General features: G+C 71.7%; 13 protein-coding genes. 7 read left to right on the top strand and 6 right to left on the bottom strand.

All coding sequences use genetic code 11. From position 1 onward, the window contains the following. Positions 1 to 88 precede the first annotated feature (88 nt). The 3 genes from LE548_RS28020 to LE548_RS28010 form a co-directional block, all read right to left on the bottom strand. Positions 89 to 796: an ester cyclase gene (locus LE548_RS28020; protein ID WP_225099743.1), complete on the bottom strand. Its 708-nt coding sequence runs from the start codon at positions 794 to 796 to the stop codon at positions 89 to 91. Positions 797 to 896: 100 nt separating this feature from the next. Next, on the bottom strand, positions 897 to 1,670 hold the full coding sequence (locus LE548_RS28015; RefSeq protein WP_225099742.1) for an SDR family oxidoreductase: 774 nt from the start codon (positions 1,668 to 1,670) through the stop codon (positions 897 to 899). 74 nt (positions 1,671 to 1,744) lie between these two features. After that, positions 1,745 to 2,413, bottom strand: coding sequence for an MOSC domain-containing protein (locus LE548_RS28010; RefSeq protein ID WP_225099741.1), 669 nt, complete (start codon positions 2,411 to 2,413; stop codon positions 1,745 to 1,747). Between the two features lie 79 nt (positions 2,414 to 2,492). On the opposite strand from LE548_RS28010, the gene LE548_RS28005 reads away from it, so the two are divergent. Further along, positions 2,493 to 3,422, top strand: coding sequence for a LysR family transcriptional regulator (locus tag LE548_RS28005; RefSeq protein ID WP_225099740.1), 930 nt, complete (start codon positions 2,493 to 2,495; stop codon positions 3,420 to 3,422). Between the two features lie 75 nt (positions 3,423 to 3,497). On the opposite strand, the gene LE548_RS28000 is transcribed toward LE548_RS28005, so the two are convergent. Beyond that, entirely contained in the window at positions 3,498 to 3,827 is a 330-nt protein-coding gene (locus LE548_RS28000) for a WhiB family transcriptional regulator (RefSeq protein WP_225099739.1), read from the bottom strand. A 381-nt stretch (positions 3,828 to 4,208) separates the two neighbouring features. Between LE548_RS28000 and LE548_RS27995 the strand changes: the two genes are divergently transcribed. The 4 genes from LE548_RS27995 to LE548_RS27980 all read left to right on the top strand — a co-directional run bounded on the left by LE548_RS27995 (position 4,209) and on the right by LE548_RS27980 (position 8,993). Beyond that, entirely contained in the window at positions 4,209 to 4,820 is a 612-nt protein-coding gene (locus LE548_RS27995; RefSeq protein WP_003948568.1) for a response regulator transcription factor, read from the top strand. Between the two features lie 679 nt (positions 4,821 to 5,499). Then, a complete protein-coding gene (locus tag LE548_RS27990) occupies positions 5,500 to 6,087 on the top strand; it encodes a sigma-70 family RNA polymerase sigma factor (protein WP_225099738.1) in 588 nt (195 codons plus the stop codon). Positions 6,088 to 6,248: 161 nt separating this feature from the next. Beyond that, positions 6,249 to 7,751, top strand: a complete 1,503-nt coding sequence (guaB, locus tag LE548_RS27985) for an IMP dehydrogenase (protein WP_225099737.1) — start codon at positions 6,249 to 6,251, stop codon at positions 7,749 to 7,751. 117 nt (positions 7,752 to 7,868) lie between these two features. After that, entirely contained in the window at positions 7,869 to 8,993 is a 1,125-nt protein-coding gene (locus LE548_RS27980) for a GuaB3 family IMP dehydrogenase-related protein (RefSeq protein WP_225099736.1), read from the top strand. Between the two features lie 64 nt (positions 8,994 to 9,057). Here LE548_RS27980 and LE548_RS27975 read toward each other — a convergent pair whose 3' ends face one another. Beyond that, complete coding sequence (locus tag LE548_RS27975) at positions 9,058 to 9,651, bottom strand: hypothetical protein (RefSeq protein ID WP_225099735.1); 594 nt, start codon at positions 9,649 to 9,651, stop codon at positions 9,058 to 9,060. Between the two features lie 149 nt (positions 9,652 to 9,800). Beyond that, entirely contained in the window at positions 9,801 to 11,009 is a 1,209-nt protein-coding gene (locus LE548_RS27970) for a nucleotide sugar dehydrogenase (RefSeq protein WP_225099734.1), read from the bottom strand. 508 nt (positions 11,010 to 11,517) lie between these two features. Between LE548_RS27970 and LE548_RS27965 the strand changes: the two genes are divergently transcribed. Together LE548_RS27965 and LE548_RS27960 are read left to right on the top strand one after the other, a co-directional pair. Continuing rightward, a complete protein-coding gene (locus tag LE548_RS27965) occupies positions 11,518 to 13,224 on the top strand; it encodes a glycerol-3-phosphate dehydrogenase/oxidase (protein WP_225099733.1) in 1,707 nt (568 codons plus the stop codon). Between the two features lie 192 nt (positions 13,225 to 13,416). Continuing rightward, positions 13,417 to 15,495, top strand: coding sequence for a serine/threonine-protein kinase (locus tag LE548_RS27960; protein WP_225099732.1), 2,079 nt, complete (start codon positions 13,417 to 13,419; stop codon positions 15,493 to 15,495). Positions 15,496 to 15,513: the final 18 nt, after the last annotated feature.

Below are 15,513 nucleotides of genomic sequence, written 5' to 3'. Positions count from 1 at the left end.
GCCCAGCGCTCCTGAGCGTTCCCGCTGAAGGCCCGGCACCCCGCGAGGGGAGCCGGGCCTTCGCCCTGTCCGCCGCCGGAAGATCCGGCTACTGCTCCAACTCGTCCAGCGCGCCCAGCTGCTGCATCAGTCCGAGCTGGTCGTGCTGCCACCACATCTCGGCGATCTTGCCGTTGTCCGCGAACCGGAACAGTGTCATCCCGGTCATGACGACGTACCTGCCGGTGGCCGCGATCCCCAGGAACTCGCCCTTGTGCGTGGCGTTCCAGGCCCACCGCACACAGGCCCGGTCGCCCTGGGCGAGCACGTCGTCGACCCGGAACGCGAAGTCGAAGCCGCCGCGCCACATCCGGAACTCGCTGCGCGCGTTGTCCAGCCCGATGGTGTCCTGCGGATTGACCGGATCATGGCTGTGGATGTCCTCGTCCAGCAGGTCGTTGAGCGGTGGCAGTTCGCCCCGGGTCTCCAGCGCCGCGAAGAACCGCCGTACGGTGTCCTCGGCCAGCCGCTCGTCCCGCACGACGTCCAGATCGGTGAACGTCGGCATCTCGTCGCACAGGGCGACCATCCCCTGGAAGATCTTGTCGGTCTCCGGGAGGTTCGAGTTCCGCATCGCCTCCTCGTACGACGGGAACTCCACCACTTCCACGATGTGCGCCGCGTCCGAGCGGTCCTTGCCGACCAGCGCGTGCGTCGCCGTCCGTTTCCCCTTGGTCCCGGCGACCCAGTCGTCCATGAGCCGGTTCATCTCGTCCAGCCGGCTCGTCCTGCACTCGATGAGCTGTACGAAGGTCATGACGCCGCCTCCCGGCCCCCCTGGCCCGGTTTTTTCGTCACGCCCATTTTCGCCCCGTTTCCACACCGGAGCGACGGCGTCACCCGCTTCTCCGGCGGGGCTACTGCGGCCCGTACTTGCGGCCGGTCCTGGAGGTGACCCCGCCCAGCAGCCCGCGCGGGGTGACCTTCACCAGCCCCATCAGCGCCTTGTAGCGCGGGTCGGGGATCGACAACGATTTCCCGCGCGCCAGATCGGCCAGGGCCGCCGCGACCAGCTTGTCGGCGTCCAGCCACATCCAGCCCGGGATGTTGTCCGTGCCCATCCCGGCCCGCTGGTGGAACTCGGTGCGCACGAAGCCGGGGCACAGGGCCATCAGCCGCACCCCGCTGCCGGCCAGGTCCTTGGCCGCGCCCTGGGTGAACTGCACGACCCACGCCTTGGAGGCGCCGTAGGTGCCGCGCGGCACGAAGGCAGCCACGGAGGCGACGTTGACGATCCCGCCCCGGCGCCGCTCGCGCATCGCCTCGGCCGCCGCCGACGTCAGCCGGAGCACCGCCTCGCAGTGCACCTTGAGCATCCGCAGCTCGTCGGCCATGGCCACGTCCAGGTAGCGGCCCTTGTTGCCGAAACCGGCGTTGTTGACCAGCAGGTCCACCGGGTTCTTCCGGTCGCCGAGCCGGTCGGCCACCGCCTCGATGCCCTTGTCCTCGGACAGGTCGGCGGTCAGCACCTCCACCTCGATGCCGTGCCGGTCGTGCAGTTCGGTCGCCTGCTCGCGCAGCCGTCCGGTGTCCCGCGCCACCAGGACGAGGTCATGCCCGTCCGCCGCCAGCCGCCGCGCGAACGCGGCGCCGATCCCCGCGGTCGATCCCGTAATCAGAGCCGTTGTCATGACCCAAGGGTAGTGACCCGGACCGACAGCGTCCGCTGCCGCGGGCCCCGCGCGGGCGCCCCGCTGACGGCCGCTCAGCCCCGCTGCGCCGCCACGTACTTGCGCGCCTGCTCCAGCGCCTCCGGGTGCAGCGCCGCGCCCGCCGCGAGCACCCGCGGCAGCAGTTCCCGCTCGGTGGTGACCGCACGGAACTGCATCGCCGCCGTCACCCCGTGCTCCGGCCGGTGCACGATCTCCACCGGATCTCCGGAGCGGATCTCGCCCGGTTCGATCACCCGGAGGTAGGCACCCGTGGCGGCCTTCCGGGTGAACCTCTTGACCCAGCCGCGCTCGCCCAAATGGCCCTGGAACGTACGGCACGGAATCCGGCCCGCGGTCACCTCCAGGACCAGCTCGGCACCCACCCGCCAGCGCTCGCCGATCAGCGCCCCGGAGACGTCCAGCCCCTGCGTCGTCAGGTTCTCCCCGAAGGAACCATTGGCCAACGATCTGCCGAGCTCGCGCTCCCAGTCGTCCAGGTCCTCGCGCGCGTAGGCGTACACCGCCTGGTCGTCCCCGCCGTGATGACGCAGGTCGCACACCGCGTCCCCGGCGAGCCCGCCGGCCCCGGTCCCCTTGGGGCCGGGCGCCGTCACCCGCACCGGTCCGTCGACCGGCTTCTTGTCGATGCCCGTCACACCCTCCGCCTGGTCCGTGTACGGCACCGGCTGCGGGCGGCCCAGATTGACCGAGAGAACCTTCATGGACGAACGGTATGCGACCGGCCTCAAAGCGTCGACCGATTATCCGGCGCGCCCCCCAAGCGGGCCTTATGCTCGAAGGGTGATCGAGGCCCGCCATCTCCGTGTCCTGCGCGCCGTCGCCGCCACCGGCTCCTTCTCGGCGGCGGGGCGCGAACTGGGATGCACCCAGCCCGCCGTCAGCCAGCAGATGAAGGCCCTGGAGACCTCGGTCGGCACCCCGCTGCTGGTCCGCTCCGGCCGCGAGATGCGCCTGACCCAGGCGGGTGAGGCCCTGGTCCGGCACGCCTCCGGCATCCTCGCCGGGCTCACCGCCGCCGAGGAGGAGGTCGCCGCCATCGCGGGCCTGCGCGCCGGCCGGGTCCGGCTGGTGTCGTTCCCCAGCGGCAGCTCCACCCTGGTCCCCACCGCCCTGGCCGCCCTGCGCGCCGCCCACCCCGGCACCCGTGTCTCCCTGGAGGAGGCCGAGCCCCCGAAGTCCGTCGAGCTGCTGCGCGAGGGCGACTGCGACCTGGCCCTGGCCTTCCGCTACGCCGGGGCGGCGGCCGCCGAGGACTGGGGCGACCTGGTCGTACGGCCCCTGCTGATGGACCGCCTGGTGGCCCTCGTGCCCGAGCGGCACCGCCTCGCGCGCGCGGAGAGCGTCGCCATCGGCGAGCTGGCTCACGAGCCCTGGATCGCGGGCTGCCCGCGCTGCCGGGGACAGCTGGTGGAGGTGTGCGAGGGGGCCGGCTTCACCCCGCGCATCGACTTCGCCACGGACGACTACCCGGCGGTGGTCGGCCTGGTCGGCGCGGGCCTCGGGGTGGCCGTACTGCCGCAGCTCGCGGTGGAGTCGGTACGGCCGAGGGGGGTGCGCACGGTACGGCTGGAACCGGCGGTACGGCGCGAGATCGTCGCCCTCACCCTGCCCGACCTGGCCCAGGTGCCGGCCGTGGCGGCGACGCTGGAGCAGCTGGCCCGGGCGGCCGGCCGCACACAGGGCCACCAGAGCCCGGCCACGCGCGCGTAGCGGCACCCGCGCAGCAGGAGTCCCGGGCACGCGCACGCGTGCCCGCTGGGGGAGCGACTATGCAGAAACGTTCCTTCAGCGGCTCGGGGCGGTGTCCCCGCTGGTGGTCGACGCCGACACCAGGCGGTTACGGGCCCGTCCCATCAACTCTTCGCGCTCGTCCTCGGTCAGGCCGCCCCACACGCCGTACGGCTCGCGCACCGCCAGCGCGTGCGCCGCGCACTCCGCGCGGACAGGGCACCTCATACAAACCTCCTTGGCCGAGTTCTCACGAGCGCTCCGAGCCGCTCCGCGCTCGCCCTCCGGGTGGAAGAAGAGCGAGCTGTCCACCCCGCGGCAGGCAGCCAGCAGCTGCCAGTCCCACAGGTCCGCGTTCGGTCCGGGAAGGCGGGAGAAATCTGCCATTGCGTGACCCCTTGTAGCCGTTCTGGGCGGATACGGTGCCAACGACCGTACATCTCCGGTCTAAGGAGATGAAAATATGACTCATTGCGAATCTAGCCTCGGACATCCCGAAACGGGAAGAAAAGCGGCTGAATGGGGCATAGGTTGTGATGAAAAGTTGAGGGTCTGCTGGTCATCTCTCCACCGTGTCGAGACCCTCACGTAGAGTGCCGATGACGGTATGCAGCCCCGTAACTCTTTCGAGTGACCATCGTTGAGAGTGCGGAGGCGGTTGAGAACACCGGCACTCGGGCAGGCGTCCGAGGCGGTCGACCGCACAGGTGACGATTCCGTACCAGCCTGGAGGCTCAAGGTGACGCGCATCAGCTGGGGAGGGCGGTCATGACATCCGTCCTCGTCTGCGACGACTCCCCGCTTGCCCGAGAGGCGCTGCGCCGCGCGGTGGCGACCGTGCCCGGTGTCGAGCGTGTGACGACGGCGGCCAACGGCGAGGAAGTCCTCCGCCGCTGGGGCGCCGACCGCTCCGATCTCATCCTGATGGACGTGCGCATGCCCGGCCTGGGCGGCGTGGAAACCGTGCGCCGGCTGCTGTCCGCCGACCCGGGCGCGCGCATCATCATGCTCACCGTCGCCGAGGACCTCGACGGCGTGGCCCTCGCGGTCGCCGCCGGTGCCCGCGGTTACCTGCACAAGGACGCCTCGCGCGCGGAGTTGCGCGCCACGGTGACGCAGGCTCTCGCCGACCCCACCTGGCGGCTGGCCCCGCGCCGGCTGCGCTCGGCCGAGATGGGCGCCGCGCCCACGCTCACCGCGCGTGAGATCCAGGTGCTGGAGGGCATGAGCCACGGCCGGTCCAACGCGGAGATCGGCCGCGAGCTGTTCCTCTCCGAGGACACCGTCAAGACGCACGCGCGCCGCCTGTTCAAGAAGCTCGGCGCCTCGGACCGGGCCCATGCGGTGGCGCTCGGCTTCCGCTGGGGACTGGTCCGGTAGTCGGTGTCCGGCCCTGCGGGGCGGGCGGGACCGGCCGGCACCGGGCGGCACACCCGGGGCCGACGGCGGATCCGCCGCCCCGGGCAGCAGTCACCATGCGCCGGCCGGGACGTGGCGCGCCCCTCGGGGGCGTACGCGAAGTTCCCGCGTGAGCGTCCCGGTTGTCCGGAGAAGCGGCTGTGATGTGTCTTCGCGGGGTGGACCCGGTCACATGTGAGGGTGTTCGCGTCAGCTCGTCGGCAGGGTGCCCGCACGCGCGCGGGAACGGGGCCGCGCACCGCGCGCAGGGCGCTGTCACACGCCGGGCCGGGCCACCACCGCCGTCTGTCAACGCCCAGGTCGGCGGGGTCCCGCCGGTGCCGGGCGGAGCACCCGAGACCGGTGTCGCGCGGCACGGTTCGGGGCGCACGCACCCGGGTCGCGCACGCCCCCGGTGTGCGACGTGTGCGACCCCGTCGGCACCGTCGGCGGGCGGTCCGCACGGCGGACCGCCGGACGCGCGCTGCTCGTTTCGGCGCGGATGCCGCATCCTTGAGATGTGGAGTCTCTCGGGGACGAGTCGGTCGAGCGGAAGGGGAGGGCGCAGGGGATGAGTGCCGGCGCACCTGCTCATAACGCTTCGGTGCACAACCACGAGCACAATGCGACGGACCGGACGGCCGCAAGGCACCATGGACCGATGCGCGACGACGATGCGGGCACGGCCCAGGGGGCGATCGGTGCGCTCGTGCATCGTGCGGTCGACGGCGACGAGCAGGCCACGCACGATCTGCTCGCCCACGTCCACCCCCTCGCGCTGCGCTACTGCCGCACGCGGCTGTCCCGGCTGCCGGGCGACGCGCGCCATTTCGTCGAGGACCTCGCCCAGGAGGTCTGCGTCGCGGTCCTGCTGGCCCTGCCGCGCTATCGCGACACCGGCCGCCCCTTCGAGGCGTTCGTGTTCGCCATCGCCTCGCACAAGGTGGCCGACCTCCAGCGCGCCGCGATGCGCCACCCGGGTTCCACGGCCGTCCCCTCGGACGAGATGCCCGAGCGCCCCGACGACTCCCTCGGCCCCGAGGAGCGCGCCCTGCTCAGCAGCGACGCCGCTTGGGCCAAGAAACTCCTGGCCAACCTCCCTGAGAACCAGCGCGAGCTGCTCCTGCTGCGCATCGCCGTGGGCTTGACCGCGGAGGAGACCGGGCAGATGTTGGGAATGTCACCAGGCGCGGTCCGGGTCGCCCAGCACCGCGCGCTGAGCCGTCTGCGCGCGCTCGCCGAGCAGTAACCCCTTGGCCGAAGCCCCTGTCGTTCTGCCGTGAACAGGCGCGCTTTCGTCTCCGTACGAACATACGAAGCCGGAAGCGACCCCGTACCGTGGAATTTGCTAGCGATGCTTCCCGTTAGCATGGACATCCGCACCGATCAAGGCCATTTGGGGAAGGTGTCATGACTGCCAACGTCGACGGAGTGCCCGGTAAATTCGCGACACTCGGGCTGACCTACGACGACGTGCTGCTGCTGCCGGGCGCATCCGAGGTGCTCCCCAACGCGGTCGACACCTCGTCCCGCATCTCCCGCAACGTCCGGGTCAACATCCCGCTGCTCTCGGCGGCGATGGACAAGGTGACCGAGTCCCGCATGGCCATCGCGATGGCCCGGCTCGGCGGCGTCGGCGTGCTGCACCGCAACCTCTCCGTCGAGGACCAGGTCAACCAGGTCGACCTGGTCAAGCGGTCCGAGTCCGGCATGGTCACCGACCCCATCACCGTGCACCCGGAGGCGACGCTCGCCGAGGCGGACGCCCTGTGCGCCAAGTTCCGCATCAGCGGTGTCCCGGTCACCGACCCGGCCGGCAAGCTGCTCGGCATCGTCACCAACCGTGACATGGCCTTCGAGTCCGACCGCGGCCGCCAGGTGCGCGAGGTCATGACGCCGATGCCGCTGGTCACCGGCAAGGTCGGCATCTCCGGTGTCGAGGCCATGGAGCTGCTGCGCAAGCACAAGATCGAGAAGCTGCCCCTGGTCGACGACGCGGGCGTCCTCAAGGGCCTCATCACGGTCAAGGACTTCGTCAAGGCCGAGAAGTACCCGAACGCCGCCAAGGACGCCGAGGGCCGGCTGCTCGTCGGTGCCGCGGTCGGTGCCAGCCCCGAGGCGCTGGAGCGCGCCCAGGCGCTCGCCGAGGCCGGCGTGGACTTCCTGGTCGTCGACACCTCCCACGGCCACAACAGCAACGCGCTGAGCTGGATGGCGAAGATCAAGTCGAGCGTGAACGTCGACGTGATCGGCGGCAACGTCGCCACCCGCGACGGCGCCCAGGCGCTGATCGACGCCGGTGTCGACGGCATCAAGGTGGGTGTGGGCCCCGGCTCGATCTGCACCACGCGCGTGGTCGCAGGCATCGGCGTCCCGCAGGTCACCGCCATCTACGAGGCCTCCCTCGCCGCCCGCCCGGCCGGCATCCCGGTGATCGGCGACGGCGGCCTGCAGTACTCCGGCGACATCGGCAAGGCGCTGGCCGCCGGCGCCGACACGGTGATGCTCGGTTCGCTGCTCGCGGGCTGCGAGGAGTCGCCCGGCGAGCTGCTCTTCATCAACGGCAAGCAGTTCAAGTCGTACCGCGGCATGGGCTCGCTCGGCGCGATGCAGTCCCGCGGCCAGGGGAAGTCGTACTCCAAGGACCGTTACTTCCAGGCCGAGGTCTCCTCCGACGACAAGCTCGTGCCCGAGGGCGTCGAGGGCCAGGTGCCCTACCGCGGCCCGCTGGCCAACGTGCTGCACCAGCTCGTCGGCGGTCTGCGCCAGACCATGGGCTACGTGGGTGCGGCCACCATCGAGGAGATGGAGTCCAAGGGCCGCTTCGTCCGCATCACCTCCGCGGGCCTCAAGGAGAGCCACCCGCACGACATCCAGATGACGGTCGAGGCGCCGAACTACAGCAGCAAGTGACGCACGCGCGCGTGTGAGGCTCGGACAACGGCGGTCCCGGACGCACCGGGGCCGCCTTTGTCGTACCCGTCGGCGATACTGGAAGGCGCTGCAACGCATAGGGAAAGGCCTAGAGACGTGACTGAGATCGAGATCGGGCGCGGCAAGCGCGGCCGCCGGGCGTACGCCTTCGACGACATCGCCGTCGTCCCCAGCCGCCGTACGCGGGACCCGAAGGAGGTCTCGATCGCCTGGCAGATCGACGCCTACCGCTTCGAGCTGCCCTTCCTGGCCGCCCCCATGGACTCGGTCGTCTCCCCGGCCACCGCGATCCGCATCGGCGAGCTGGGCGGCCTGGGTGTCCTCAACCTCGAAGGCCTGTGGACGCGGTACGAGGACCCGCAGCCGCTGCTGGACGAGATCGCCGAGCTGGACGCGGAGGCGGCCACCCGCCGCCTCCAGGAGATCTACGCGGCGCCCATCAAGGAGGAGCTGATCGGCGCCCGTATCAAGGAGGTGCGCGACTCCGGCGTGGTCACGGCGGCCGCGCTCTCCCCGCAGCGCACCGCCCAGTTCTCCAAGGCGGTCGTGGACGCGGGCGTGGACATCTTCGTCATCCGCGGTACGACGGTCTCGGCGGAGCACGTCTCCCACTCGTCGGAGCCGCTGAACCTGAAGCAGTTCATCTACGAGCTGGACGTCCCGGTGATCGTCGGCGGCTGCGCCACGTACACGGCGGCCCTGCACCTGATGCGCACCGGCGCGGCCGGTGTCCTGGTCGGCTTCGGCGGCGGCGCCGCGCACACCACGCGCAACGTCCTCGGCATCCAGGTCCCGATGGCCACCGCGGTGGCCGACGTGGCCGCGGCCCGCCGGGACTACATGGACGAGTCCGGCGGCCGGTACGTGCACGTGATCGCGGACGGCGGCGTCGGCTGGTCCGGCGACCTGCCCAAGGCGATCGCCTGCGGTGCCGACGCGGTGATGATGGGCTCCCCGCTGGCCCGCGCCACGGACGCGCCCGGCAAGGGCCACCACTGGGGCATGGAGGCGGTCAACGAGGAGCTGCCCCGCGGCCAGAAGGTCGACCTCGGCACGGTCGGCACGATCGAGGAGGTCCTCACCGGCCCCTCCCACACGCCCGACGGTTCGATGAACTTCTTCGGCGCCCTGCGCCGCGCCATGGCCACGACCGGCTACAGCGAGCTGAAGGAGTTCCAGCGGGTCGAGGTGACGGTCGCGGACAGCCAGCACCGCCGCTGACCTCCGCGCGCGAAAGGGCCCGTCCACCGGTGCGGTGGACGGGCCCTTCGGCTTGCCGGAGGCGTTACGCGGCGGCCTTCCGGGCGCCGGAGAACGCGGCGAACGCGGCGATGGCGAAGAAGAGGAAGGTCAGCGGGTCGGCGTCCTGCTTCCAGGCCTCCTGGACCACGGAGAAGTGCTGGAAGAACAGCTCGCTGAAGCCCACGTTCAGCGCCTTGGCGCCGATCATGGCCTCGCCGACCAGCTGGCCGATGTACACCGAGCCGAGCGCGAGGACGGCGCTCACGACGGGCAGGACCGGGTTGCGGCCGCCCGCCTTGCCGGCCGCGAGGCCGATGACGAAGCCGACGCCGACGGCCGCGTAGCCGATCTCGTGCTTGGTGGCGCCGATGACGATGCCGTAGAGCGCGGCGGTGGCCACGGCGGCGACGACCGCGGCGACCAGGCCGAGGGCGAGGTTGTTCTTGCCCGGCGCGGGCGGCGCGGGCGGTCCCGCGAAGGCGCCCGGCTGCTGGGGGTAGGCACCCTGCTGCGGCGGGTACGGCGCACCGGCGGGCGGCTGCTGGGCGTACGGGTTCGCCCCGGCCGGACCGGGCTGCTGGGCGTACGGGTTGGCGCCGGCCGGACCGGACTGCGGTGGCGGCATTGAGTTGCTCATGACAGAAATCCCCCCGATGTGAAACACAGGTGACGAACGGAAACGGAACGCACCCGGCACACGCGTGTGTGGCGGGTCCGGGGGAGATTAACAGCCAGGGACGACAACGCCCCTGGCTGTTTTCCGTTCGTGACCGGGCCCCGGAGCCGTCAGAGCCGGTGTGCCGCGCCCGTCGGGGTCGCCCCCCGGGTGTCCAGCAGGAGCTGGGCCTTCACCGACAGGCCCTGGAGGTCGTACGTGCGGTGCTGCTGGAGCAGGATCGTCAGGTCGGCGTCGGCGGCCGCCTCGTAGAGGGAGTCCGCGCGCGGGACCGGGCGGTCCAGGAGGCTCCACGCGGGCACGTACGGGTCGTGGTAGCTCACCGAGGCGCCCAGCTCCATCAGCCGGATCGCGATCTCCTGGGCCGGAGTGCCCTGCAGATCGGCGAGGTCGGCCTTGTAGGTGACGCCGAGCAGCAGCACGCGCGCGCCCCGGGCGGACTTGCCGTGCTCGTTGAGGAGGGCGGCGGCGCGCTGGACGACGTAGCGGGGCATGCGGTGGTTGACCTGCTGGGCCAGTTCCACCATGCGCAGGGTGCGGGTGGCGTGGCCGGTCAGGTCCTGCGGGACGCCGTGCCCGCCGACGCCGGGTCCGGGCCGGAACGCCTGGAAACCGAAGGGCTTGGTCTCCGCGCAGCGGATCACGTCCCACAGATCGACGCCCAGTTCATGGCACAGGACGGCCATCTCGTTGACGAGCGCGATGTTGACGTGCCGGAAGTTGGTCTCCAGCAGCTGCACGGTCTCCGCCTCGCGCAGCCCGCGCGCGCGGACCACCTTGTCCGTGAGCCGGCCGTAGAAGGCGGCGGCCGACTCGGTGCAGGCGGGGGTGAGGCCGCCGATGACCCGGGGGGTGCCGGCGGGGGTGCGGTCGCGGCTGCCGGGGTCGACCCGGCTGGGCGAGTAGGCCAGGTGGAAGTCGCGTCCGGCGCGCAGACCCGAGCCCTTCTCCAGCAGCGGCCGCAGGAACTTCTCCGTCGTACCCGGCAGTACGGGTGACTCCAGGATGACCGTGGTGTGCGGGCGCAGCCGCTCGGCCAGGGTGCGGGCGGCCGCCTCCACCTGGCCGAGGTCGAGCCCGCCGTCGGCGTCGCGCGGGGTCGGCGCGCAGATCACGGCGGTGCGCACCCGGCCGAGCTGGGCGGGATCGGTGCCGGGCCGGAACCCCGTGGCATGCATCCGGCGCAGCTCGGCGGGGCTGAGCGAACCCGCCTCGGGGCCGGTGGCGTAGCCGACGGTGGGGATCCCCGCGGCGACGGCGGCCTGGGCGAGCGGCAATCCGTAGGGGCCGAGTCCGATGACGGCGAGGTCTGCGGGCATGGCGTGGGCCGTCCTTCCCAGTAACCGAAGCGGGACAGATGCGCAACCGCTGTGGACAGGATGAGCGAGCGCACTGTCAGACTAGGTACACATATGACTGTTATGGGTGATTGTGTTCGTGTGTCTTCCGGGGGATGTGCGCGAGTTGTCCAGGTTGGAAGTCCGTGGTGGGTCGACTGCCCGTCGCTGAGCGACGGGCAGTCGACCTTGATCTCGCCGTAGGCGTGCTCGCGCGGCGCGAAACATGCGCATTCGTTCGACAGTCAGCTGTACGTTCCCCGCTCATCACCCAACCGGGTGAGGCCGTCAGCGCGAGTGCGCGGCCCCGCCACCGGGCCCGGAGCGCCCGGTGGCCGGCTGCCGAGCGGACGCCAGGTTCCCCGCAAGAAGCTGCTGAAGCCGGGCAAGCCGGTCAGAATTTGGGCATGAGGACATGAGGCTGGGGATGAACCGGGCTTCGCCCGCCGGGTGCGGCCGACGCGAGCGAGTGCGACAGCGGGAGGCAGCGGTGAGGACAGCGACTCTGGGGCCGGAGCAGCGCGCCGAGGCACTGGCGGCGATGGCGGAGCGCGAGCTGGACGTGCTGGTCGTCGGCGGCGGAGTCGTCGGGGCCGGGACCGCGCTGGACGCCGTCACACGCGGTCTGTCCACCGGGCTGGTCGAGGCCCGCGACTGGGCGTCCGGCACCTCCAGCCGGTCCAGCAAGCTCATCCACGGCGGGCTGCGTTATCTGGAGATGCTCGACTTCGCCCTCGTACGGGAGGCGCTGAAGGAGCGCGGGCTGCTGCTGGAGCGGCTCGCCCCGCATCTCGTCAAGCCGGTGCCGTTCCTCTACCCGTTGCAGCACAAGGGCTGGGAGCGGCTCTACGCCGGCTCGGGAGTCGCGCTCTACGACGCGATGTCCATGGCGCGCGGGCACGGTCGAGGGCTGCCCCTGCACCGCCATCTGACCCGCCGTCACGCCCTGCGCGTCGCGCCCTGCCTGAAGAAGGACGCCCTGGTCGGCGCCCTGCAGTACTACGACGCCCAGGTGGACGACGCCCGCTTCGTGGCCACCTTGGTGCGCACGGCGGCGTCGTACGGCGCGAGAGCGGCCAACCGCGCGCGTGTGACGGGCTTTCTGCGGGAGGGCGACCGGGTCGTCGGCGCGCGCGTGCGGGACGTCGAGGCCGGCGGGGAGTACGAGATCCGCGCCAAGCAGGTCGTCAACGCGACCGGTGTGTGGACCGACGACACCCAGGCCATGGTGGGCGAGCGCGGCCAGTTCCACGTCCGCGCCTCCAAGGGCATCCACCTGGTCGTGCCCAAGGACCGCGTCCACTCCACCACCGGCCTGATCCTGCGCACCGAGAAGTCCGTCCTCTTCGTCATCCCCTGGGGCCGGCACTGGATCATCGGCACCACCGACACCGACTGGGACCTCGACAAGGCCCACCCGGCCGCGTCCAGCGCCGACATCGACTACCTGCTGGAACACGTCAACTCGGTGCTCGCGGTGCCGCTCGGCCGCGACGACGTCCAGGGCGTGTACGCCGGTCTGCGCCCGCTGCTCGCCGGGGAGTCCGACGCCACCAGCAAGCTGTCCCGCGAGCACACGGTCGCCCACCCGGCGCCCGGGCTGGTGGTCGTCGCCGGCGGCAAGTACACCACGTACCGGGTGATGGCGAAGGACGCCGTCGACGAGGCGGTGCACGGCCTGGACACGCGCGTCGCCGACTGCGTGACCGAGGAGACCCCGCTGCTGGGCGCGGAGGGATACCAGGCGCTGTGGAACGCGCGAGCGCGCATCGCCGCCCGGACCGGAGTGCACGTGGCCCGTGTCGAGCACCTGCTGAACCGGTACGGCTCCCTGGCCGAGGAGGTCCTGGACCTGATCGCCGCCGACCCTGCCCTGGGCGAGCCCCTGGCCGCCGCGGACGACTATCTGCGCGCTGAGGTGGTCTACGCCGCCTCCCACGAGGGCGCCCGGCACCTGGACGACGTGCTCACCCGCCGTACCCGCATCTCCATCGAGACCTTCGACCGGGGTACCCGCAGCGCCCGCGAGGCGGCCGGGCTGATGGCGCCGGTCCTCGGCTGGGACGAGGGCCAGATCGAGCGCGAGGTCGAGCACTACGAGAAGCGGGTGGAGGCCGAGCGCGAGTCCCAGCGCCAGCCCGACGACCTGACGGCGGACGCGGCCCGGCTGGGGGCGCCGGACATCGCGCCGCTGTAGCGACATCAGGGTCATCACGGTCATCAGCGCCACCGGGGCCTGAAGTGGTGTCAGGGTTCCGGTTCCTCCCCTCTTACGACCCCTCATCCCGATAAGCGGAACGGCCTCTTCTGGTGGGCACCCTGGGCGTCGCCCACTTGTCGGGTGAGAGACAATGGAGGCTCTGTCAGGGCGGGTTGCATGAGGGGACGCATGTCGGAGGCGGAGCGGGCGGGCACTTCTCGTCAGGAGACTCGTCAGGACAAGAGCGAGCGTCGTCTCCTCGCCGGGCGGTACCGGCTGGGAGACGTGCTGGGCCGCGGCGGCATGGGCACCGTGTGGCGGGCCGAGGACGAGACCCTGGGCCGGACAGTCGCCGTCAAGGAGCTGCGGTTCCCGTCGAACATCGACGAGGAGGAGAAGCGGCGCCTGATCACGCGCACCCTGCGCGAGGCCAAGGCGATCGCCCGGATCCGCAACAACAGCGCGGTGACGGTCTTCGACGTGGTCGACGAGGACGACCGGCCGTGGATCGTCATGGAGTTGGTGGAGGGCAAGTCCCTCGCCGAGGTCATCCGCGAGGACGGCCTGCTGGAGCCGAAGCGCGCCGCCGAGGTCGGGCTCGCCGTCCTCGACGTACTGCGCTCCGCGCACCGCGAGGGCATCCTGCACCGGGACGTGAAGCCGTCCAACGTGCTCATCGCCGAGGACGGCCGGGTCGTGCTCACCGACTTCGGCATCGCCCAGGTGGAGGGCGACCCGTCCATCACCTCCACCGGCATGCTCGTCGGCGCCCCCTCCTACATCGCCCCGGAGCGCGCCCGCGGCCACAAGCCGGGCCCGGCGGCCGACCTGTGGTCGCTCGGCGGCCTGCTGTACGCGGCGGTGGAGGGCGTACCGCCGTACGACAAGGGGTCGGCGATCGCCACGCTCACCGCGGTGATGACCGAGCCGCTGGAGGAGCCCAAGCACGCGGGCCCGCTGCGGGACGTCATCTACGGCCTGCTCACCAAGGACCCCGCCAAGCGGCTCGACGACGCCGGGGCGCGGGCCATGTTCAACAAGGTGATCCAAGCGCCCGAGCCGGAGCCGATGGACGCCACGCGGGTGGTTCCGCTGCCGCCGCAGCCCGGTCCGGCCGAGGGCAAGCGGGGCGAGGAGGCCGCGGAGAAGCTGCGCGGCGCGCTGCGTTCGGTCCGCAAGGCGGCGGGGGCGGCCTCCGCCGCGGCCGGGACGCGGACGAAGAGCGGGGGCGGTGACGCGGGCGCGCCTGCCGCCGGCGGTTCGGCGGGAACGAACGGTTCGGCGGGTGCGGGCCGTTCGGGAGGTCCGGTCGGCGGCCGTCCGGTGGGTACGAGTGGCCCGGCGGGCGTGGGGGGTTCCGTCGCCGGTGCTGCACGGCCCGCTGCTGCTTCTGCCTCCGGTGGGACCGGTGGCTCGGGTGCTGCTCCCGGTGCGCCGTCGGCCTCCGGTGCCGCAGGCGGGCCGAACTCCAGCTCGACCAAGCCGAGTTCCGGCTGGCCCGTGATGCCGCCGCCGGACCTGGACCTGCCGCCGCGGCCGGTGCCGAGGGCGCCGCTGACCGATGTCGTGCCCAAGCGCACGCTGGTGATCATCGCCGTGGTCGTCGTCCTCGCCGTGCTCGGCACCATCCTGGCCTTCGCCCTCAACAGCGGTGGCAAGGACGACAACGGCAGCGGGGCCAAGTCGGCGGTGAGCGCGAGTGCGTCCACCAAGGAGAGCCGCGGCACGGGCGGCGCGGCGCGGACGGGCGGGGCGAGCCCGTCCTCCGCCGGTACCGGTACGCCGTCGGACAGCAGGCCCGACGGCAGCGCGAGCCCGTCCGCGGCCGGCTCCGCGCCGGCGGTGTCCACCCGCAAGGGCGGACAGGGGTACTCGATCGGGCTGCCCAAGGGCTGGTCGTACAAGTCCAGCGACGACGCCGGTGACCGCTACACCGGACCCGGTGGACAGAAGCTGCTGGTCGCGTGGACGAGTACGCCCAAGGGCGACCCGGTGGCGGACTGGCAGAACCAGGAGCGCTACATGGTGCGCGCCCAGTACCACAAGGTCCGCATCGAGAAGGTGGACTACCGGGGCTGGAACACGGCCGACTGGGAGTTCACCTACGTCGAGGGTGGTACCGAGTACCGCACCATCGACCGGGGTTTCGTCGTCAACGGCCATCTCGGCTACGGACTGATGTACACCGCGAAGGCCGCCGACTGGGACAGCGCGCTGTGCCAGGACACCTGGAAGACGCTGACGGCCTCCTTCACACCCAAGTCGTAACCGGCGTACGGCGGTTTG

Origin of the sequence: Streptomyces sp. CoH27, assembly GCF_020181035.1 — a bacterium.
GTDB classification, from domain to species: Bacteria; Actinomycetota; Actinomycetes; order Streptomycetales; family Streptomycetaceae; genus Streptomyces; species Streptomyces camelliae.
This window is presented reverse-complemented; position numbering and strand designations above follow the sequence as displayed.

What these genes read in the sequence shown, in the direction of transcription:
- LE548_RS27960 (WP_225099732.1), top strand. Translation starts at nt 13,417, where the DNA reads ATGTCGGAGGCGGAGCGGGCGGGCACTTCTCGTCAGGAGACTCGTCAG.
- LE548_RS28015 (WP_225099742.1), bottom strand. Translation starts at nt 1,670, where the DNA reads ATGACAACGGCTCTGATTACGGGATCGACCGCGGGGATCGGCGCCGCG.
- guaB (WP_225099737.1), top strand. Translation starts at nt 6,249, where the DNA reads ATGACTGCCAACGTCGACGGAGTGCCCGGTAAATTCGCGACACTCGGG.
- LE548_RS27970 (WP_225099734.1), bottom strand. Translation starts at nt 11,009, where the DNA reads ATGCCCGCAGACCTCGCCGTCATCGGACTCGGCCCCTACGGATTGCCG.
- LE548_RS27995 (WP_003948568.1), top strand. Translation starts at nt 4,209, where the DNA reads ATGACATCCGTCCTCGTCTGCGACGACTCCCCGCTTGCCCGAGAGGCG.
- LE548_RS27990 (WP_225099738.1), top strand. Translation starts at nt 5,500, where the DNA reads ATGCGCGACGACGATGCGGGCACGGCCCAGGGGGCGATCGGTGCGCTC.
- LE548_RS28000 (WP_225099739.1), bottom strand. Translation starts at nt 3,827, where the DNA reads ATGGCAGATTTCTCCCGCCTTCCCGGACCGAACGCGGACCTGTGGGAC.
- LE548_RS28010 (WP_225099741.1), bottom strand. Translation starts at nt 2,413, where the DNA reads ATGAAGGTTCTCTCGGTCAATCTGGGCCGCCCGCAGCCGGTGCCGTAC.
- LE548_RS27975 (WP_225099735.1), bottom strand. Translation starts at nt 9,651, where the DNA reads ATGAGCAACTCAATGCCGCCACCGCAGTCCGGTCCGGCCGGCGCCAAC.
- LE548_RS28020 (WP_225099743.1), bottom strand. Translation starts at nt 796, where the DNA reads ATGACCTTCGTACAGCTCATCGAGTGCAGGACGAGCCGGCTGGACGAG.